We start from the raw sequence: 19326 nt of genomic DNA on the forward strand, positions 1-19326 counted from the left end.
CTGCTGCTACGGGGCGGAGAGTCCGAGCACGGGATAGAAGAGCTTCAGCCCTTGCTGGAGCCCACCCGTCAGGGCGCTCACCCCGTGGTCCGCTCCGGGAATCTCGATGTAGGTGACGGACATCCCTGCTGCCTTCGCGGCCGCGGATGCGGCTTGGGACGCCGGAACGAACCAGGGATCCACCGCGCCGATCGTGAAGACGGCGGTCACCCCCTCGTACTGGCCCGGTTTCGTGGCCATGATGCTCTCCGGCTTGGACGCCTCGAAGGCGGCCGCGTCACCGCCGAAGATCGACGCCGTGACAGCCGGGATGTCCTCGGACCCGGGGAACTCCTCTCCCGAGACATCGAGCAGGTTCTGCCAGAGATCCGGGTCGGATGCCATGTACTTGAACGCGCAGCCCCCTCCGTTCGAATAGCCCGCGATCACCCACTCCTTCGGATCCGCAGATACCCGGAGGTTGCCCTTGATCCAGGTGACGACGTCTTCCGTGATGTAGGTCATCGCGTTGCCCACGGCCTTCGAATCCGCGCAGGCCGGATCCGATCCGGATGGACCGATCTGGTCGGGCACGACCACGATCGGCGCCAGCCCATCGTGCCGAGCCGCGTAGTCGTCGAGGATGTCTGCGGCATAGCTCACGTCGGGGTTTCCAGGGAATCCCATCATGAGGATCACGACGGGGAGAACGGGCGCGTCCTCCCCGAGCGCTGCGGGAGGGAGATAGATCCCCGCGGGCCGCGCGTCGAACCTCGAGACGGTCGCCGGAATGACCTGCGTGCCCCGCTGCCCCTTCGAGGGCATGTCTGCCGGCGGCTTCCACGACTGGTAGAGCGGTCCGGCATCTGTCGTCTGATCCGGGTCCGGCGTCGGCATGTCGATCGGATTCTCGACCACGATGCCGAAGATGCTGCCGAGCGTGGGATTCAGTCCGTAGTAGGCGTTGACGCCGAGCACCCCCGCGATCGCGAAGACCACCACGCCGAACGCGGCCACGATCCGGCGCCAGGTCGCGGAGCCCCACAGCGACGCGATGGCGAGCCCGATCGCGGCGAATGCGCCCATCGCCCACCACAGCACCTCCTGCGGAAGCGGGTCGCCGAAGGCGCCGGTCGCGTTCGACACGAAATACACCGCGAGCGCGACAAGGGCGCCGGCGGCGGCGGCGACCGCGGCGACCAGGGCGGTGCGCGCCGTCCATCGGCGCCACAGCAGACAGACGAGAACGCCGAGCGCGACCGCGAAGACGATCCAGGGAAGGGGTCCGTCGATGACCGGCATGCTCCAGAAGGCCGACATGGCTCCTCCTCGCGTGGGGGACTTCGACACTAACCCGCGCGCGCCCGCCGGGGAAGAATCGATCCCGCCCGCAGGACAATGCCTAGGCTGGACACCATGCCGTCACGCTCGCCCTGGACCTGCATCCTGTGGGATGTCGACGGCACGATCGTGGATGCGTCGGACGGCATCCTCCGTCGCCTGACGATCACGCTCGACCACTTCGGCAAGACACCGCCGACGCGCGCGGAGCTCGTGCACTGGATCGGTCCCCCGATGTACGACTCGTTCCAGGCGAACGTGGGCATGACGCCGGCCGAGTCCGAGGAAGCGGTGCGCTGGTACCGCACGCTCGGCAAGGCCGACGGGTACACCACGGGCGCGAAGCTCTACCCCGGGATCGGCGAGCTCATCGCCGAGATCGCGGCCGCCGGCATCGCTCAGGCCACGGCGAGCTCGAAGCCGGAGCTCCAGGTCGCGGCGCTGATGGACCACTTCGAACTCGCCCCGCACCTGGCGGCGATCGTCGGGGCCACTCCCGATGAGAAGACCCTGGCGACGAAGGCCGACATCGTGGCCGAGTCGCTCCGTCGTCTCGAGGCATCCGGCGCCGACACGAGCAGACCCGTGCTGATCGGCGACCGGCATCACGACATCGAGGGGGGCGCCGCGAACGGCGTGCCCGTCGTGTTCGTGCGGTGGGGGTTCAGCTGGCCGCACGAGTCGGAGGGATCGGCGGCCACGGTGTCGACCGCCGACGAGCTGCGGGCCCTTCTGCTCGTCGACGACCCGCCTGCGGGGACGAGGGTCTGACGTGCTCGGCGCGCTGCTCGACTGGGTGATCCCGGTGGTCGTCGTGTTCGGCGTGACCGCGATCGCGATCTCGGTCGGGATCTGGGCGCTGCGCCGTGCGCGCCGCTCCCCGAGGGCGGTCGCCGCGGCGACCGCGGAGCGCACGCGGGCCGGATCCGCCCTCGTGCGCCTCGACGACGCCGTCGACGAACTCGAGGTCGAGGTCGGGCTCTCCGGTGCCCTCTACGGCGGTGGGGCGCCGTCCTCTCTCCGCCGAGCGCGGCTGACCGCGCAGCACGTGCGTGACGAATCGTTCGACGAGTACCGTGCGCTGACGGATGCCGACCCGCTCCCCTCCGAGGTGCGTCGCGTCTCGCTCCGCATCGAGCGGCGCGCGGGCGAAGCGCTGGCGACGATCGAGCGTGCGCGGGCCGAGCACCGGGACTGGATGCGGACGCATGTGTCGGCAGCGGCGCAGGTCGCGTCGGCGCGGACGCGACTCGACCGCCTCCGAGCGACCATGGGCGATCCCGACTCCCTGGTCGCCGAGCTCGCGGAGCACTTCGACGCCTCGGAGTGGAAGCCCGCCGCCGCGGCAGCCCGTACCGCCGTCACCGAGACGATCGAGGCCGAGCGGCTGCTCGACGCCGCCGCCGCCCTGGCGGACGACCCCACGCGCGACGCGCTCCCCGAGCTCGCCCGCGCCGAACGGGCTCTGCGCGGCGCAGAGGCCGACGTGCGCGTGCTGGAGGAGACGCATCGCCTCGTGACGCAGGCGTCCCAGGCCGTGCCGGGTGAGATCGGCGCCGCGCGCGCCGCCCTCCGGCAGGCGTTCACGATCCGCGAGCAGCTCGAGCCGGCCGAGTCCGAGCGCCTCGGGGCCGAGCTGCGGGCCTGCGAGGCCGAGCTCACCGCGCTGGAGAAGGATGCCGCGCGACGCCCGACCCGCACCGTCGACAGAGTCGCCCGCCTGCGGGATCGCCTCGACCTCGCGCTCGGGGATGCGCGCACCGCTCAGCAGCGCCTGCGCGGCGCGCGCACCGCACTCCCCGGAACGCTCGCAGCAGCCCGCAGCGCGATCGCGCAGGCCGAGGCGGCCGTCGCGCACGCCCGGGCCGGAGCAGATGCGCGCGTGCGCCTCGGCTCGGCACAGCAGGACCTCGCGGCCGCGCGACAGTCCGCGGATCCGGTCCAGGCCCTCGACATCGCCCGACGGGCTCTGCGGCATGCGGAGGACGCGTGGGCTCTCGTGGACTACGCCCGTCTGACCGACTCCTGAGGCGGGCATCGCTATCGTGAAGACATGAGCGAGACCGCGCCCCCGCCCCCGCATCCGGTCCTCTCGGTCGCGCGCCGCATCCCGGCGACCCTGTCTCTGGTGGTCGCGATCCTCGCGGTCGGCGTCATCTGGCAGGGCCTGTGGCGTCCGTTCGAAGACACGCCCACCTTCGACGCCGTGGCCTACGGCCTGCCCGCCCTGCTCGAGGGGCGGTGGTGGACGCCGATCACCGGCACGTTCTTCGTCAACCAGCCCTTCGTCTACATCTTCACGATCGCCGGATTCCTCGGCATGGGGTACCTCGAGGTGAAGCGCGGCTCGCGCGTCGCCCTCGCGTACTTCACGATCGGCCAGCTCTTCGCGATCTTCGCCACGGCGCTGCTGCTGTGGCTGGCGTCGATGGCGCCCTGGGCGTGGGCGCAGTTCGAGGCCACGCAGCTCGACGTCGGCGCCTCCGGCGGGACGATGGCCTGCATCGCCGCGGCCGTGGGGCTCTTCGCAGCGCCCTGGCGCGTCCGCGCCTGGCTCATGCTGATCGGCTTCGTCTTCATCGCGATGCTCTTCTGGGGATCGCTCGCCGATCTGGAGCACCTGTGCGCGGTCCTCCTCGTGCTCTTCGTCGACCGCACGCTGCGGGTGCAGCGCGTGACGGTCCGCGAGCAGCGGCTCGTCGCCCTCGCCAGCATCCTGGTCCTCGGCTCGGTCGAGATCGTCACGACGATCGTCCCCACCGACGGTCCCTTCGGCCCGACCGAGCCGGTGTCCGGCGGATTCCTCGACCTCGCCGTGGACCTGCTGGTCATCCTGCTCATCGCGAACGGCCTCCGACGCGGCCGGCGATGGGCGTGGATCGTCGCGATCGTCGTCGCATCGCTGAACATCCTCCTCGGAGCGCTTGTGCTGGTCGGGATCGTCATCGCGTCCCAGGCGCGGATCGAGGGCTTCATCGACGGCGAGACCGAGCTCGCCCTCGCGAGCGGCATCATGTGGCTGCTCTACCTCGTGTACCTCGTGTGGGTGCGGGCCGCCTTCCGGGCGCGCCGCAAGTCCACGCTCGGCACCGCGCCGGCTCCCTCGCTCGACGAGGTGAAGGACATGCTGCGCACCCACGGCGGGGGCACGCTGTCCTGGATGACCACATGGGACGGAAACGACTACTTCCGCGCGACCGACGGGATCGTCGCGTATCAGCGGCGCGCCGGAGTCGCGCTCGCCCTGGCCGATCCGCTCGGTCCCGAGGCATCCCGCGCACAGTCGGTGAACGAGTTCGTCGACGCCGCGCAGGCGGCCGGCCTCGTGCCGTGCTTCTTCAGCGCCGGGGAGGCGACGCGGGGCGCCGTCGGGGAGTCCTGGCGCAGCCTCGTCGTGGCCGACGACACGATCGTCGACCTGCCGGGCCTGAAATTCACGGGCAAGCAGTGGGGCGCGGTGCGCACCTCGCTCAATCGCGGCGAGCGCGAGGAGATGACCTTCCGGATGACCCGGCTCTCCGACGAGACCTGGGGCGTGCAGCAGCAGGTGCGCGCCATCTCGGAGATGTGGGTGGGAGACAAGGACCTCCCCGAGATGCGTTTCACCCTCGGAACCCTCGAGGAGGCGGCCGACCCCGAGGTGCGGCTGGCCCTCGCCCTATCGCCGAAGGGCGACGTCGACGGATTCCTGTCCTGGCTCCCGGTGTACGGCGCCGACGGCGTCGCGCACGGATGGACCCTCGACCTGATGCGGCGGCGCGAAGGCGGGTTCGGCCCCGTCATGGAGTTCCTCATCGGATCGTCCGCGAAGCAGTTCTCCGAAGAGGGAGCGCAGATCATGTCGCTGTCCGGCGCGCCGCTGGCCCACGAGTATCCGCCGGACGCCGGTGTCATCGCCGACCTCAGCGACAAGCTCGCCGACGCACTCGAACCCGTCTACGGCTTCGCGTCGCTGCACCGGTTCAAGGAGAAGTTCCACCCTCGGTACGAGACGATGTACCTCCTCTTCCGCGACGAGGCCGACCTCACCCGCATCGGCGCGGCTCTGACGCGGGCCTTCCTGCCCGACGCCACGATCCGTCAGTTCGCCGGAGCGGGTCTCGAGCTCATCCGCGGCTCGGAGAAGTGATCCACCCGCCCGCAACGAGAGAACGGGACATCGACGCGATGCGTCGGTGTCCCGTTCGGGTACTGCGTTGCCCCTGAAGGTCGACTGACGATCGACAGGAGCAGGTGTCTTAGATGGGGCGGATGTTCTCTGCCTGGAGGCCCTTGGGACCCTGCGCGATTTCGAACTCCACACGCTGGTTCTCTTCGAGCGCGCGGTAGCCGCTCGCCTCGATGGCGGTGTAGTGCGCGAAGACGTCTGCGCCACCCTCATCGGGGGCGATGAAGCCGAAGCCCTTTTCGGAGTTGAACCACTTGACAGTGCCGGTCGTGCTCATGAATTGCCGTTCCTTGCTGGGTTGCCGGCGCAGTGCGCGCCGATCAGGTCCGACACTAGGGCAATCAGCAGGGAAACCGCAGGGAAAAGTCACGGAAGGTGACACAAACGTTGCATCGCCCCCCGGAAGGTCCGTGCTCGCGGACCCCTGGACCATCGGACGCCCGGGCCGAGTCGGAGACTCACAGGCCCGGGCGTCGACGGATCCCCCCGGATAGGTCACGCCTGAGCGTGACTGCCACACTCTACCGATATATCGGGTTGTGCACACATCGCAGAGGCTTATCTGAGGAGAGTCTCACGGAGTCGTACACTGATCGCACTGTGACCATCGCCGACTTCGCCCCCGTCGATCCGCGCGGCGCCGTCCTCGGCGACGAGGTGTACGCGCGCATCGGAGAAGCCATCCTCGACGGCACCCTCCAGCCCGGCGAGCATCTGCGCGATCATGAGCTCGCTGCGCGGCTCGGCGTCTCCCGCACGCCCGTGCGCGAAGCTCTGCAGCGACTCGAGCGTGCGGGCCTCGTCGAGGTCGCTCCCAACCGCTACACGCGCGTGTCCATTCCGAATCCGAAGGTGCTCGCCGACACCCATGAGTTCCTCGTCCATCTGATGGGTAATGTCACCCGTCTCGCCCTGCCCCGCTGCACCGCTGAGGAGCTCGCCGAGGTGATCGCCCTGATGGATGACGTCATCGACGCGTCGAGGAAAGACGACATGTCCGGCATCCTGCGTGCGAGTTCGGCGATGTTCGAACGCCTCACCTACATCGCCGACAACGCCGCGATCCTCCGCGTCATGCGCGAAGGCGAGCTCGCCATCCGTCGAAGCCTTGCCGCATGGCGCCCCGCGATCTCGTGCCCGATCGACAGATCCGCCGCCTTCGAGCGATTCCGCGACGCTCTGGCGGCACGCGACGGCGACGAAGCAGAGCGTCTCCTGCGTGCGCTTCACACTCCGGCGTGACCTTTCCCGCGACAGTCCGGCTCGCTAGCGTTGACGAGGTGAGTCACATCGATCTCCGCCCCGTCGAGGACGACGACCTGGATGCCGTCTTCGAGATGATGCGCGACCCCGAGTCCGTGGAGGCGGCCGCCTTCACCGCCGAGGATCCCGACGACCGTGCGGCCTTCGACGCCTGGATCGGACGCCAGCGCCCGAACCCCGATGTCGCCTACTTCGTGGTGACCGAGCGAGGAGGGTTCGCCGGCACGATCGCGGCCTTCACGATCGACGGCGACCGCGAAGTGTCGTATTGGATCGCGCGCCACGCCTGGGGCCGCGGCGTCGCGACCGAAGCTCTGCGTCTTCTCGTCTCCCGCGAGGCGGAGCGACCGCTGTTCGCACGCGTGGCCACGCACAACGTCCGATCGATCGCGGTGCTCGAGAAGAACGGGTTCACCGAGGTCTCGCGCGACGTCGACTTCGCCCCGGGGCTGGGACGCGACACCGAGGAGATCGTGTACGCCCTGCTCCCCGCTCTCGACGGAGTGTGAGCGCACCCGCCGACGACGAAGGCCCCCGGGGATCCGGGGGCCTTCTTGTCGGTGCGCGAGGGGGGACTTGAACCCCCACGCCCTTGCGGGCACTGGCACCTGAAGCCAGCGCGTCTACCTATTCCGCCACTCGCGCGTCCGCGGCATCCGAAGACGTCGCGTACTCAACCTCCCGAGGATATCACGCACGGCACGCCCCGCCGGAATCGGCGACGTCCAGAACGAACCGTCGCACTGTCCACAGCCTGTGCAATTAGCATGTACCGAACCGGCCAGACTGCCAGAGGAGTCGCGTGGGACTACTTGACAGCTTCGAGAAGGGTCTCGAGCGCGCCGTCAACAGCGCGTTCGCGAAGACCTTCCGCAGCGGCATCCAACCTGTGGAGATCGCCTCGGCCCTGCGCAGCGAGCTCGACACCAAGGCTGCCGTCGTCTCGCGCGACCGCATCCTGGCCCCCAACGCGTTCACCGTGCGACTCTCGCCCGCCGACGACGAGAAGATGCGCGCGATCGGTCCGGCGCTGGGCGACGAACTCGACACGCTCGTGCACACCCACGCGAAGTCGCAGGGGTACTCCTTCGCCGGACCCGTCACGATCTCGATCGTGCGGGACGATCAGCTCTCGACCGGCACGCTGCGCGTGCAGTCCGAGACGGCGCAGGGCGGACGCGTGTCGTGGCGCGGCGTGGTCGACATCGACGGGAAGCGTCATCCGCTGGTCAAGAGCCGCACCGTGATCGGCCGAGGCAGCGACGCCGACATCACGATCCCGGATGCCGGCACCAGCCGCAAGCACGTCGAGATCCTCTGGGACGGCGAGCGCGCGATGGTGCGCGACATGAACTCCACCAACGGCACCCTCCTCAACGGCAGCAAGGTCGTCGAGGCGCCGCTCGCCCCGGACTCGACCGTCACGATCGGCCGCACCGACATCGTGTTCCGCGTCGTCGCGCAGGCGACGCCGCCCAAGCCGCCGCTCCCCGCCGACGTCACGCGCGCTTTCGACCTGCGAGGCGGCGGTCCCCTGTGAGCGAACTCACTCTGCTCCTCCTGCGCATCGGCTTCCTGCTGCTGCTGTGGTTCTTCGTCTTCGCCGTCGTCTACTCGCTGCGCTCCGACCTGTTCGGCGTGAAGGTGCGCAAGATACCCGAAGCCGCCGCCGCGCCGACCGCAGCACCCGCCGCGCAGGTGACCGCTCCCGTGGTGCCCAAGGCGGCGCCCCCGGCCGCGGCATCCGGTGCCGGCGCGAAGGCCACCACCTCCACCGTCTCGCGGATCGTGGTCACGAGCGGACCCAAGGCGGGCATCGAGCTGCCCCTCGGCGCCGAGCCGCTGACCATCGGGCGCTCGAGCGAATCCGGCCTGGTCGTGCGCGACGACTACACCTCGAGCCACCACGCCCGCCTCGTCCTGTGGGGCGATCAGTGGATGGTGCAGGACCTCGACTCGACCAACGGCACCTGGCACGACGGCGCCCGTGTCGCCGCTCCCGTCCCGGTCAAGGTCGGGGCCCCCATCAAGGTGGGCGCCACGACCTTCGAGCTGCGGAAGTAGCGGGCGGACCCCGCACAGATGGTCTTCCAGGGCTCGAGCGTCGCGATCTCGCACACCGGCAAGGTGCGCTCCAACAACCAGGACTCCGGGTATTCCGGCTCCAATCTGTTCGTCGTGGCCGACGGGATGGGCGGACACGCGGGCGGCGACGTCGCCTCGAGCCTCGCGATCGCCCTCCTGGAGCGCCTCGACCACCCCTACGCGTCGACGTCCGAGGCCGAGCGCGAGCTGCGGAACGGCATCGCCGACTCCGCGACGGAGCTCATCGAGACCGTGAACCTGCGACCCGAGCTCGCGGGCATGGGAACGACGGTCAGCGCGCTCATCATGGTCGACGAGTACGCCGTCATCGCGCACATCGGCGACTCCCGCATCTACCTCTACCGCGACGGCGCCCTGACGCAGATCACGACCGACCACACGTTCGTGCAGCGACTGGTCGACTCGGGCCGCATCACGCCGGAGGAGGCGCGCTACCACCCGCGTCGGTCCGTGCTCATGCGGGTGCTCGGCGACATGGATCCCGATCCCGAGGTCGACACGTTCATCATGCCGACGCAGCCCGGCGACCGCTGGCTGCTGTGCTCCGACGGGCTGTCGGGCGTGGTCGACGAACCGCACCTCGCGAAGGCCCTCGGCGTCGGACTGGCGCCCGGCCGCACCGCCGACATGCTCCTGAAGCAGGCCCTCGACGGCGGTGCGCCCGACAACGTCACGATCGTGCTCGTCGACGTAGGCGGCCAGCATCCGCTCTTCTCGGGCACCCCGACCATCGTCGGCTCGGCGTCGAATCCGATCGGCGTGGAGGTCCCCGCTGCGCGGCCCGGCCGCACGAGCTGGCTGCACCCCAACCGTCAGGCGGCGAACGAGCCGACGCACTTCGAGCCGGCCGCCGAGTTCCTCGAGGAGCTCATCGAAGAGGACCACCGCCGGGCGCGCCGCCGGCGGATCGGATGGATCGTCGGCTTCGTCGTGGTGCTCGCACTGCTGGCGGGCGCGGCGGTCGCGGGCTACCAGTGGACGCAGACCCGCTACTTCGTCGGCGCCGACGACGACACCGTCGTGATCTTCCGCGGGCTTCAGCAGGACATCGGGCCGATCAGGCTGTCGGTGGCCTACGAAGACACCGGCATCGTGCTCGCCGACCTGCCCGACTTCGACCGCATGACGGTGGAGGGGACGATCACGGCGCGCTCGCTCGCCGACGCGCAGCGCATCGTCGACAATCTCCGCACGGTATCGGGAGGTGGAGGATGAGCGGGACCGAGAACCTCACCGCCGCGCTGAGCTCCGACACCGCGGTGGTGCGGGCCCTGCGCCGCATCCGGGTTCCGCAGACGCAGCGCAACCGCGAGCTCGCCCTGCTCGTGTTCGCCTTCGCGATCAACGCCGCCTCCGTCGCGCTGGTGCAGCTCGGCGCGCTCGGAGAGATCGAGCCGACCTTCCTCATCTACTGCGGCGCGCTCACGGCCCTCGTCCTGGCGCTGCACATCGTGCTGCGACTGCGGGCACGCGACGCGGATCCGTTCGTGGTGCCCATCGCGACGCTGCTCACGGGGCTCGGCATCGCGATGATCTACCGCATCGACATCCAGCGCGACGTGCACGGGTGGGATGCCACATCCACGCGTCAGCTCGCGTGGGTCGCGATCGCCCTCGTCGCGACGATCGCCGTCGTGCTCGCCTTGAAGAACTACCGCCTCCTGTTCCGGTACACGTACGTCGCCGGGTTCACGGGTATCGCACTGCTGCTGCTGCCGGTGATCCCGGGTCTGGGCGCCGACGCCAACGCGGACGTCTGGGTCGACCTCGGCATCTTCTCGTTCCAGCCGGGCGAGCTCGCCAAGATCTGCCTCGCGATCTTCTTCGCCGGCTACCTGGTGCGAACGCGGGAGTCGCTCACCTCGACCGGCACCCGCTTCCTCGGCATGACCTGGCCGCGCGCCCGAGAGCTCGGCCCGCTCCTGGTGCTGTGGCTCGTCTCGATGGGCATCATCGTGCTCCAGCGCGACCTCGGAACCGGGCTCCTCATCTTCGGCATGTTCGTCGCGATGCTGTACGTCGCGACCGGCAAGACGAGCTGGGTGCTGATCGGCGTCGTGCTCGCCGTCGCGGGTGCGCTCGCGGCGACGCAGGTGCTTCCCTACGTCAGAGGACGCTTCACGAACTGGCTGGATGCCTTCAACCCCGAGGTGATCGACGCGAGCGGGGGCAGCTTCCAGCTCGTCGGCGGCATCTTCGGCCTCGCGCAGGGCGGTCTGATCGGCACAGGGCTCGGCCAGGGCCGGCCCTACCTGACCCCGCTGTCGCAGAGCGACTACATCTTCCCGAGCCTCGGCGAGGAGCTCGGACTCGTGGGCGTCTTCGCGATCCTCTGCCTGTACATGGTGTTCACCAGTCGAGGCATCCGGATCGGTCTCGCCGGCCAGGACGATTTCGGCAAGCTGCTCGCGACCGGGCTGTCTTTCACGATCGCGCTGCAGGTGTTCATCATGGTCGGCGGCGTCACCCGCGTCATCCCGCTGACGGGTCTGACGACGCCCTTCCTGGCGGCCGGCGGGTCGTCGCTCGTCGCGAACTGGATCATCGTCGCGCTGCTGCTGCGCATCTCGGATGTCGTGCGCAGCCGCCCCCGGGTGGTGATCGGCTGACATGACCAAAGAGCTCAGACGCCTCAGCATCCTGATGCTGCTCATGTTCGTCGCCCTGTTCGCCTCGACGAGCTGGATCCAGGTCGTGCGGGCCGAGGCCCTCGCCGAGAATCCCCGGAACGAGCGCGCGCTGCTGGATTCGTACCAGGTGCAGCGCGGGGCGATCGTCGCCAGCGGCACCGCGATCGCCGTCTCGACTCCGTCGAACGACAAGTACACCTGGCAGCGGACGTATCCGGATGCCGCGATGTGGGGCCAGGTGACGGGGTGGATCAATCCCGTCCTCGGCTCGACGACCGGCATCGAGCAGGCGATGAACCAGGAGCTCAGCGGCACGGCGGGATCGCAGTTCCTCTCGCGCCTCGAGCAGATCGTCACCGGTCAGCCCCAGCGCGGGTCGAACGTCGCACTGTCGCTGGACCCCGTGGTGCAGCAGGCCGCCTTCGAGGCGCTCGGCGAGCTGCAGGGCGCCGTCGTGGCGATCGAGCCGTCGACCGGGCGCATCCTCGCCATGGTGTCCAGCCCCGGGTTCGACACGAACGCGCTGGCCTCGCACGACGCCACCGCCGTGAACGCCTACTACGACCAGCTCGAGGCGAATGTGCAGCATCCGCTGTTCAACCGGGCCATCGGGGGCGACCTCAACCCCCCGGGTTCGACGTTCAAGCTCGTCGTCGCGTCGGCCGCTCTCGCGTCGGGCGACTGGACCTCCACGTCGACGCTGCCCAACCCGGCCTCGTTCCCGCTGCCGCAGTCGAACAACATCGTCTACAACGCCGGCGGCGGCACGTGCGGACCGGGCGAGACGGTGACTCTCGCCGACGCCCTCCGGCTCAGCTGCAACGTCCCCTTCGCCGAGCTCGCGCTGCAGCTCGGCGACAACGCGATCCGCGACGAGGCCGAGAAGTACGGATTCAACATGTCGTTCGCGACCCCGCTCGCCTCGACGGCGTCGAGCTACCCGCGGGCGCTCGATGACCCGCAGACGGCGCTCACCGGTTTCGGGCAGGGCAGGGTCACGGCCACGCCGCTTCAGATGGCGATGGTGTCGGCGGGGATCGCCAACGGGGGCGTCGTGATGAACCCCCGCATGGTGGACCAGGTGGTCGCCCCCGACCTCACCGTCCAGCAGACGTTCGAGAACACCGAGTTCGGGCGAGCGCTCGAGACGGATCTGGCCGAGGAGATGGTGCGGATGATGGTCGCCAATGTCAGTACCGGGGCGGCGTCGGGTGCAAGAATAGACGGCGTCGACGTGGCCGGGAAAACCGGCACTGCGGAGAACGGGTCGGACAAGCCATTCACGTTGTGGTTCACCGGTTTCGCCCCCGCCGACGATCCCCAGGTCGCCGTCGCCGTCGTCGTCGAAGACGGCGGAGGCAGAGGGCAGTCGGGAAGCGGTAACGCGATCGCGTCGCCGATCGCGAAACAGGTCATGGAGGCGGTGCTGGGAAGATGAGACCGACGCAGGGAGTGACCTTCGGCGGCCGCTACGAGCTGGACTCGCGGATCGCCATCGGCGGTATGGGCGAAGTGTGGGAGGCGACCGATCACGTGATCGGTCGCACCGTCGCGATCAAGATCCTCAAAGACGAGTACATGGGCGATCCGGGATTCCTCGAGCGCTTCCGCGCCGAGGCCCGCCACGCCGCGCTCGTCAACCACGAGGGCATCGCGAGCGTCTTCGACTACGGCGAGGAGAACGGCTCCGCCTTCCTGGTGATGGAGCTCGTCCCCGGCGAAGCGCTGTCGACGATCATCGAGCGCGAAGGGTCGCTCTCGACCGACAAGACCCTCGACATCGTCGCCCAGACCTCCGCGGCGCTGCAGTCGGCGCACGCCGCCGGCCTCGTGCACCGCGACATCAAGCCCGGCAACCTGCTGATCACCCCCGACGGTCGCGTGAAGATCACCGACTTCGGCATCGCCCGCATCGCCGACCAGGTGCCGCTCACCGCCACCGGCCAGGTGATGGGAACCGTCCAGTACCTCTCGCCCGAGCAGGCATCCGGACACCCGGCATCGCCGGCGACCGACACGTACTCGCTCGGAATCGTGGCCTACGAGTGCCTTGCGGGCAAGCGGCCCTTCACGGGCGAGTCCCAGGTCGCGATCGCGATGGCGCAGATCAACGAGCCGCCGCCGCCGCTCCCGCCGACCGTCGCCGTGCCGGTGCAGAACCTCGTGATGGCGATGATCGCGAAGAAGCCCGAAGAACGGCCGGCATCGTCCGCGGCCGTCGCCCGCGCCGCGACGGCGCTGCGCCGCGGGGATGTCGCCGCCGCGGCCGCCGCGGTGCCCGCGGTCGCGACCGGGGAATCCACCGGCGACGACCTCACTCAGCTGCTCGGCCCCTCGGAGACGCAGGCGGCGACGCGCATCCTGCCGTCGCCGGGCGCGCCGCCGGTGGACGAGGAGAAGACCGAGCGCAAGCGCAGCCCGTGGACGTGGCCCCTCATCGCGCTCATCGTGATCCTGGTGCTCGTGCTGGGCGGAACGCTCTTCGCGATCTTCTCCAACCAGGAGCCGGCGCCCGACACGTCGACCTCGACCTCGGCGAGCACGACGCCGTCGGAGACGCCCACACCCACACCCACGGTGGAGCGCATCAACGTCGACGCCCTCGGTCTCGTCGGCATGGAGTGCGGCGCAGCCCAGACGGCGGCGCGCGATGCCGGCATCCTGGTCGTCAACGTCGCCCAGAATGCTCCGGCGGCCCCCACAGCGGGCGACGTCGGCACGGTGCAGTCGATCAACCCGACGGGCAACCTCCTTCCGGAGAACGAACTGACTCTGACGTGCTTCGGCGAGGAGACCTCGCTCCAGCCGCCCGCAGCCGCGACGCTCTCGGCGGCGACGGTCGAGCCGAACGGCGCGCTCACCCTGACCTGGGCGGGCTACTCCTGCCCGTCGGGCACGGGCCAGGTCAGCGCCTACGGGTTCTCGGCGACGAACGGCACGTTCGCGAACGGACAGTCGAACATCGCGTTCGGCCCCAATGACCGCAACGGTCAGATCACCGCGACCAACGCCGACGGTCAGACGCTCATCGTGAAGTACACCGTCACCTGCACGGGCGGCTCGGGCGGTGCTCGGACGACGGACTCGTCGCCAGAGGTCACCGCGCTCATCCAGGCGGCGGCTCCCGCTCCGCCGGAGGGCGGCGAAGCACCCTGAGCGGCGCCTGACGCACGACGGCCCGATCCTGCCGACCGCGGGGTCGGGCCGTCGTCGGTTAGGCTGGGCTCTGTTCCATCCAGGGAGTGAGTGTGACAGCTGAGCCGCGCGTGCTTTCGGGGCGCTACCGCATCGATGAACTCATCGGCCGCGGTGGCATGGCCAGTGTCTATCGAGGCTACGACGAGACGCTCGGGCGCCAGGTGGCCGTCAAGGTCCTGAATCGCGACCTGGCGAACGACAACGCGTTCCGCACCCGCTTCCGCCTCGAGGCCCAGGCGGCCTCGCGCATGGCGCATCCGGCGATCGTCCGCGTGTACGACGCCGGCGAGGACAGCGAGACGTATCCCGACGGGTCGGTCCATCCGGTGCCGTTCATCGTCATGGAGCTCGTCCACGGCGCACTCCTGAAGGATCTCGTGGCCGACGGTCCGGTCTCCGTCGACGACGCGATCCGCTACGTCGACGGCATCCTCGAGGCCCTGGAGTACTCGCACCGCGCCGGGGTCGTCCACCGCGACATCAAGCCGGGCAACGTCATGGTGACGGATGCCGGACAGATCAAGGTCATGGACTTCGGCATCGCCCGTGCCGTGTCGGACTCCTCGTCCACCGTCGCCGAGACGACGGCGATCCTCGGCACGGCGGCGTATTTCTCGCCCGAGCAGGCCAAGGGCGAGCCGGTCGACGCGCGCGCCGACATCTACTCCGCGGGCATCGTCCTGTACGAGCTGCTCACCGGCCGTCAGCCGTTCCGCGGCGAGTCCCCTGTGGCGGTGGCGTACCAGCACGTGAGCGAAGCGCCCCTCGCGCCGTCGGAGGTCAACGAGGCGATCCCACGCTCGCTCGACGCCGTCACGCTGCGGGCTCTCGCCAAGGATCCGTTCCAGCGGTATCAGGATGCCGCGGGCTTCCGGGAGGCGCTCGACGCCACCGTCGACGGCAAGTCCCCGTCCAAGCGCAAGGTGGGCGCGCTCACGAGCGAGCTCTACGGGCCCAACCCCCGTCAGGCCGCCGAGACCGCCCGGTCGCTCCGCCAGCTCAGCACCGACACCACTATGAAGCGCACGCAGGCGGGACCGCCCGTCGCGTGGATCTGGGCGGGAGTCGGACTGCTCGCCGTCCTCCTCATCGCCGTCCTGTTCTGGGTGCTGACGCTGCGCACCGCCGAGAACACGGTGCCGCCGAGCGCGCGCATCGTGCCCGACGTCACGTCGATGACCTACGAGCGCGCCGCCACGATCCTCGGCGAGAACGATCTGGTCGCCTTCCGCATCGACGAGGCGAACGGCGATGTCGCGGAGGGCAACGTCATCCGCACGGATCCGGCCGCGGGCGCGTCGCTCTCCCCGGGTCAGCGCATCGAGGTCTACGTGTCCGAGGGCGAGGAGACCGCGATCGTCCCGACCCTCACCGGGCTCACCCAGGACGCCGCGGAGGCCGCGCTCGTCGCGGTCGGGCTCGAGATGGGCACGGTCCTGCAGCGCAACGACCCGTCCCTCACCGCCGGCATCGTGATCTCCGTCGACCAGCGCGAGGGCGCGACAGTCCCGGTCGGCACGACGGTCAACCTGGTGGTCGCGACCGGACGCGTCGTCGTGGTCGATGTCACGGGCTACACGATCGAAGCCGCCACGCGCGAGCTCGAAGCCCTGCAGCTCATCGTCGAGACCCTCGCCGATCCGAACTGCACGGCCAGCCCCGGCGGCGCCACCGTCGCGTCGCAGTCGATCGCTCCCGGCGAGGCGCCGGTGAAGTCGACGGTCTCGCTCGCATACTGCACCGGCCCCTGACCCGGCCGACTGTTCAGCGGTGCGGGGCGAGCTCCGCGCCGCGGGCGGCTGCATCCGTCACACCGACCCCCTCCAGCCAGTTGCCGAGCAGCCGATAGCCGCCTTCGGTGAGCACGCTCTCGGGGTGGAACTGCACTCCCTGCACCGGCAGACGTCGGTGCGAGAGGCCCATGATCACGCCCCCGGCGGTGCGGCTCGTGACGACGAGGTCTTCGGGAACCGATTCGGGAACGACGGCGAGCGAGTGATAGCGCGTCGCGACGAATGCCTCCGGCAGACCGGTGTACAGCGACGATCCGTCGTGATGCACCTCCGAGGTCATGCCGTGCATCAGCTCGGGCGCGTGATCCACACGAGCCCCGAAGGCCTCGGCGATCGCCTGGTGTCCGAGGCAGACGCCGAGGAGCGGGATGCCGGACTCCGCCGCCGCCCGCACGACGGCGATCGACGCGCCCGCGTCGGCCGGCGAACCCGGACCCGGCGACACGAGCACTCCGGCGAAGGAGGCGATGACGGATGCCGCGGCATCCGAATCGATCGCATCGGCTTCGATCAGCTGCGTCTCGGCGCCCAGTTCCTGGAGATAGCCCACGAGGGTGTGGACGAAGCTGTCGTGGTTGTCGACGACGAGGATCGTCACTCGACGATGACTTCCTGGGGGTTCACGATCATCGACACCCACGGGAAGACCCAGAACGCGAGCGCGTAGAGCACCGCCGCCAGCACGACGAGCAGGATGAGCACCCGCACGAACCAGGGTCCCGGGAGCACGTTCCACAGTGCGGCGTACATCAGGCGTCGACTCCGTCCGTGAGCGAGGCGGGCGGTCCCGCCGAGCGGGGGGTGAACGATTCGAAGACGCTGTACCCCACGATCCGCTCGGCCATGGAGAAGAACGGACTGCAGCTGGTCATGGTCAAGAACCGCTCACCCGCCGGGACGTCGGGCATCTGCGGCACCGGGAGCAGCACCTCGACCTCATCGGGCGTCACGTACTCGAGCGTGCGGAAGCGGTAGGTGTACCAGCCGTCCGCGGTCTCCACGACGACCGCGTCGCCGACGCGGAGCTCCGCGATGCGATTGAACGGCTTGCCCCACGTGGTGCGGTGCGCGGCGAGCGCGAAGTTGCCGACCTCGCCCGGCATCGGCGCGCCCGGGTAGTGGCCGATCCCGATCTTGTCGAGCGTCCGGGCGCGCGACACGCCGCCGGCGACGTTGACGGCGTAGTCCGCACCGAAGCGCGGGATCAGCATCGTCGCGAAGATCTCCGCGTCGGCGGGCTGCGCCATGACGGGCGGCTCGACGACCTCGGGCGTCGGCGGGGCGGAGGCATCCGGCGCCGCGGTGGGCACGAGCGCGTCTTCGTACTCCTGCTGCCACTGCTGGGAGAGGGAGTGGCCCTCGGCGTTGCGCTGGGCGGCGAAGATCCAATCGCCGACCCACAGCTGCCAGACGACGTACAGCAGGACGAGCACACCGGCGGTGATGAGCAGCTCACCGAGCACGCCGACCACCGAGGTGCCCCGGCGCGCACGCGTGTTCGCGGGCATGCTCACGTCCCCCGCACGGACCCCCACCGTGTCGTTCACACTCCGATTCTAGGAGCGCAAACTGTGTCGCGCCTGGGCAGGTAGAATCTCGTGCATGGCCCGATCAGGTAAAGACGAGGAACTCGTCGAACGCAGCGAAGGCGATGCGGCGCCCAATCCCGTCTGGTTCAAGCCGATCATGATCGGCCTGATGCTTCTGGGACTTGTGTGGGTCCTGGTGTTCTACCTCAGCGGCATGGCGTTCCCGATCCCCGACATCGGGCCGTGGAACCTCGTCGTCGGCTTCGGGATCGCGTTCATCGGATTCCTGATGACCACCCGCTGGCGCTAATTACACCGGTGTAGTTCTCCCCACCTGGGGATAGAGCTGTGGATAACTTTCCCACCGCGCAGGCCGCGGCATCCGGTGCGGTGCTCAGCGGTAGAGGAATGCCGGCACCAGCAGCAGTGCCAGGATCGCGATCGTGAAGCCCACGAGCAGACCGATCTGCAGTCCGCGCTGACGTACGGCGCGGGTGCGCGCGTAGATGAAGCCGACGGCGGCCCCCGCGACGAATCCGCCGAGATGCGCCTGCCACGAGATGCGGATCGCATCCAGCGCGCCGGCGAACGATCCCGTGGTGATCGCGCCGACCAGCGCGAACACGAACGGCAGAGCGAAGTTGATCACGATGATGATCGCGATGCCGCGGATGTTCGCCCCGATGTGACGCCCGATCACGAGCAGTGCTCCGAAGAGGCCGAAGATGCCGCCGGAGGCGCCGATGACGGGCGTGCCGAACGACAGCAGCGCGACACCCACCGAACCGCCGATGACGCTCAGCACGTAGAGCGTGAGGAATCGACTGCGGCCGAGCAGCGGCTCGAGGCTCCGGCCGATCATCCACAGCGCGAGCATGTTCAGCCCGACGTGCCAGAACCCCGAGTGCAGGAGCGCAGCTGTCACGAGCCGCCAGGGCTCGAACGTGCCGGAGAGATTCGGGTACAGCAGCGGCGCCCAGAACAGGAGGGCGTTCTCGACGATGCGGCCGAACCCGGGGATCTGCTGCAGCAGGAAGAAGACGCCCGTGATCCCGATGATCGCGTAGGTCGCGAGCGGCCGCGAGTCGCGCATCGCGACGGGCTGCAGGTGCGCGCGCCGCGCGGCCTTCTTCTGCGCCGGCGTCGCCGACTTCCGCTGCTCACCCATGCACTCCGGGCAGATCACGCCGACCGCCCCGGGCGTCTGGCACTCGGGGCAGATCGTGCGCAGGCACCGCTGGCAGAGCACGAAGCTCTGCCGATCCGGATGCCGGTAGCAGAAGTTGTCGGGATTGCGGGAGAAGTCGGCCGACGACACG

The 19326-nt window shown here is 69.5% G+C and carries 19 protein-coding genes and 1 tRNA gene; 13 read left to right on the top strand and 7 right to left on the bottom strand.

Annotation, left to right across the window (positions count from 1 at the left end; all coding sequences use genetic code 11):
- Positions 1 to 6: 6 nt before the first annotated feature.
- Positions 7 to 1299 (bottom strand): alpha/beta hydrolase, encoded by a 1293-nt coding sequence (locus B0B14_RS11575; RefSeq protein WP_076681963.1) that lies wholly within the window; start codon positions 1297 to 1299, stop codon positions 7 to 9.
- A gap of 96 nt (positions 1300 to 1395) precedes the next feature.
- Here B0B14_RS11575 and B0B14_RS11580 point away from each other — a divergent pair, with 96 nt between their 5' ends.
- Genes B0B14_RS11580 through B0B14_RS11590 form a run of 3 tightly spaced genes read left to right on the top strand, consistent with a single transcriptional unit; the run spans position 1396 to position 5449 of the window.
- Positions 1396 to 2091, top strand: a complete 696-nt coding sequence (locus B0B14_RS11580) for an HAD hydrolase-like protein (protein ID WP_076681965.1) — start codon at positions 1396 to 1398, stop codon at positions 2089 to 2091.
- A 1-nt stretch (position 2092) separates the two neighbouring features.
- On the top strand, positions 2093 to 3349 hold the full coding sequence (locus tag B0B14_RS11585) for a hypothetical protein (protein ID WP_256714371.1): 1257 nt from the start codon (positions 2093 to 2095) through the stop codon (positions 3347 to 3349).
- A gap of 24 nt (positions 3350 to 3373) precedes the next feature.
- Positions 3374 to 5449: a bifunctional lysylphosphatidylglycerol flippase/synthetase MprF gene (locus B0B14_RS11590; RefSeq protein ID WP_076681969.1), complete on the top strand. Its 2076-nt coding sequence runs from the start codon at positions 3374 to 3376 to the stop codon at positions 5447 to 5449.
- A gap of 109 nt (positions 5450 to 5558) precedes the next feature.
- On the opposite strand, the gene B0B14_RS11595 is transcribed toward B0B14_RS11590, so the two are convergent.
- Complete coding sequence (locus tag B0B14_RS11595) at positions 5559 to 5765, bottom strand: cold-shock protein (RefSeq protein WP_076681970.1); 207 nt, start codon at positions 5763 to 5765, stop codon at positions 5559 to 5561.
- Between the two features lie 323 nt (positions 5766 to 6088).
- Here B0B14_RS11595 and B0B14_RS11600 point away from each other — a divergent pair, with 323 nt between their 5' ends.
- A complete protein-coding gene (locus B0B14_RS11600; protein WP_076681972.1) occupies positions 6089 to 6730 on the top strand; it encodes a GntR family transcriptional regulator in 642 nt (213 codons plus the stop codon).
- A gap of 38 nt (positions 6731 to 6768) precedes the next feature.
- Positions 6769 to 7260, top strand: coding sequence for a GNAT family N-acetyltransferase (locus tag B0B14_RS11605; RefSeq protein WP_076681974.1), 492 nt, complete (start codon positions 6769 to 6771; stop codon positions 7258 to 7260).
- 52 nt (positions 7261 to 7312) lie between these two features.
- On the opposite strand, the gene B0B14_RS11610 is transcribed toward B0B14_RS11605, so the two are convergent.
- Positions 7313 to 7396, bottom strand: a tRNA-Leu gene (locus tag B0B14_RS11610).
- Positions 7397 to 7553: 157 nt separating this feature from the next.
- Between B0B14_RS11610 and B0B14_RS11615 the strand changes: the two genes are divergently transcribed.
- From B0B14_RS11615 to pknB, 7 genes are all read left to right on the top strand, one after another.
- Positions 7554 to 8291: an FHA domain-containing protein gene (locus B0B14_RS11615; protein WP_076681976.1), complete on the top strand. Its 738-nt coding sequence runs from the start codon at positions 7554 to 7556 to the stop codon at positions 8289 to 8291.
- Complete coding sequence (locus B0B14_RS11620; RefSeq protein WP_076681978.1) at positions 8288 to 8815, top strand: FHA domain-containing protein FhaB/FipA; 528 nt, start codon at positions 8288 to 8290, stop codon at positions 8813 to 8815. Before B0B14_RS11615 ends, B0B14_RS11620 begins: the two co-directional genes overlap by 4 nt.
- 18 nt (positions 8816 to 8833) lie before the next feature.
- The gene (locus B0B14_RS11625; protein ID WP_076681979.1) at positions 8834 to 10072 is read left to right on the top strand and encodes a PP2C family protein-serine/threonine phosphatase; all 1239 of its coding nucleotides are present in this window, start codon (positions 8834 to 8836) and stop codon (positions 10070 to 10072) included.
- The gene (locus tag B0B14_RS11630; protein WP_076681980.1) at positions 10069 to 11466 is read left to right on the top strand and encodes an FtsW/RodA/SpoVE family cell cycle protein; all 1398 of its coding nucleotides are present in this window, start codon (positions 10069 to 10071) and stop codon (positions 11464 to 11466) included. Before B0B14_RS11625 ends, B0B14_RS11630 begins: the two co-directional genes overlap by 4 nt.
- A gap of 1 nt (position 11467) precedes the next feature.
- Positions 11468 to 12925, top strand: a complete 1458-nt coding sequence (locus tag B0B14_RS11635) for a peptidoglycan D,D-transpeptidase FtsI family protein (RefSeq protein WP_076681981.1) — start codon at positions 11468 to 11470, stop codon at positions 12923 to 12925.
- Positions 12922 to 14643, top strand: coding sequence for a protein kinase domain-containing protein (locus B0B14_RS11640; RefSeq protein ID WP_083710567.1), 1722 nt, complete (start codon positions 12922 to 12924; stop codon positions 14641 to 14643). The genes B0B14_RS11635 and B0B14_RS11640 overlap by 4 nt, the downstream gene beginning before the upstream one ends.
- Positions 14644 to 14735: 92 nt before the next feature.
- Positions 14736 to 16436 (top strand): Stk1 family PASTA domain-containing Ser/Thr kinase, encoded by a 1701-nt coding sequence (pknB, locus tag B0B14_RS11645; protein WP_083710568.1) that lies wholly within the window; start codon positions 14736 to 14738, stop codon positions 16434 to 16436.
- Between the two features lie 13 nt (positions 16437 to 16449).
- On the opposite strand, the gene B0B14_RS11650 is transcribed toward pknB, so the two are convergent.
- From B0B14_RS11650 to B0B14_RS11655, 3 genes are read right to left on the bottom strand one after another with little or no spacing between them, the layout of a single operon-like run.
- Positions 16450 to 17076 carry an anthranilate synthase component II gene (locus B0B14_RS11650; RefSeq protein WP_076681983.1) on the bottom strand — a complete coding sequence of 209 codons (627 nt, stop codon included), beginning with the start codon at positions 17074 to 17076 and terminating at the stop codon, positions 16450 to 16452.
- The gene (locus B0B14_RS16590) at positions 17073 to 17228 is read right to left on the bottom strand and encodes a hypothetical protein (RefSeq protein ID WP_179085315.1); all 156 of its coding nucleotides are present in this window, start codon (positions 17226 to 17228) and stop codon (positions 17073 to 17075) included. Before B0B14_RS16590 ends, B0B14_RS11650 begins: the two co-directional genes overlap by 4 nt.
- The gene (locus tag B0B14_RS11655; RefSeq protein WP_076682704.1) at positions 17228 to 17986 is read right to left on the bottom strand and encodes a class E sortase; all 759 of its coding nucleotides are present in this window, start codon (positions 17984 to 17986) and stop codon (positions 17228 to 17230) included. Before B0B14_RS11655 ends, B0B14_RS16590 begins: the two co-directional genes overlap by 1 nt.
- Before the next feature lie 94 nt (positions 17987 to 18080).
- Between B0B14_RS11655 and B0B14_RS11660 the strand changes: the two genes are divergently transcribed.
- Positions 18081 to 18317, top strand: coding sequence for a cell division protein CrgA (locus B0B14_RS11660; protein ID WP_076681984.1), 237 nt, complete (start codon positions 18081 to 18083; stop codon positions 18315 to 18317).
- 84 nt (positions 18318 to 18401) lie between these two features.
- Here the strand turns inward: B0B14_RS11660 and B0B14_RS11665 are convergent, their stop codons facing one another.
- Entirely contained in the window at positions 18402 to 19325 is a 924-nt protein-coding gene (locus tag B0B14_RS11665) for a rhomboid family intramembrane serine protease (RefSeq protein WP_076681986.1), read from the bottom strand.
- Position 19326 lies beyond the last annotated feature (1 nt).

Origin of the sequence: Microbacterium sp. RU33B, from assembly GCF_900155915.1 — a bacterium.
In the GTDB taxonomy this organism is placed as follows: Bacteria; Actinomycetota; Actinomycetes; order Actinomycetales; family Microbacteriaceae; genus Microbacterium.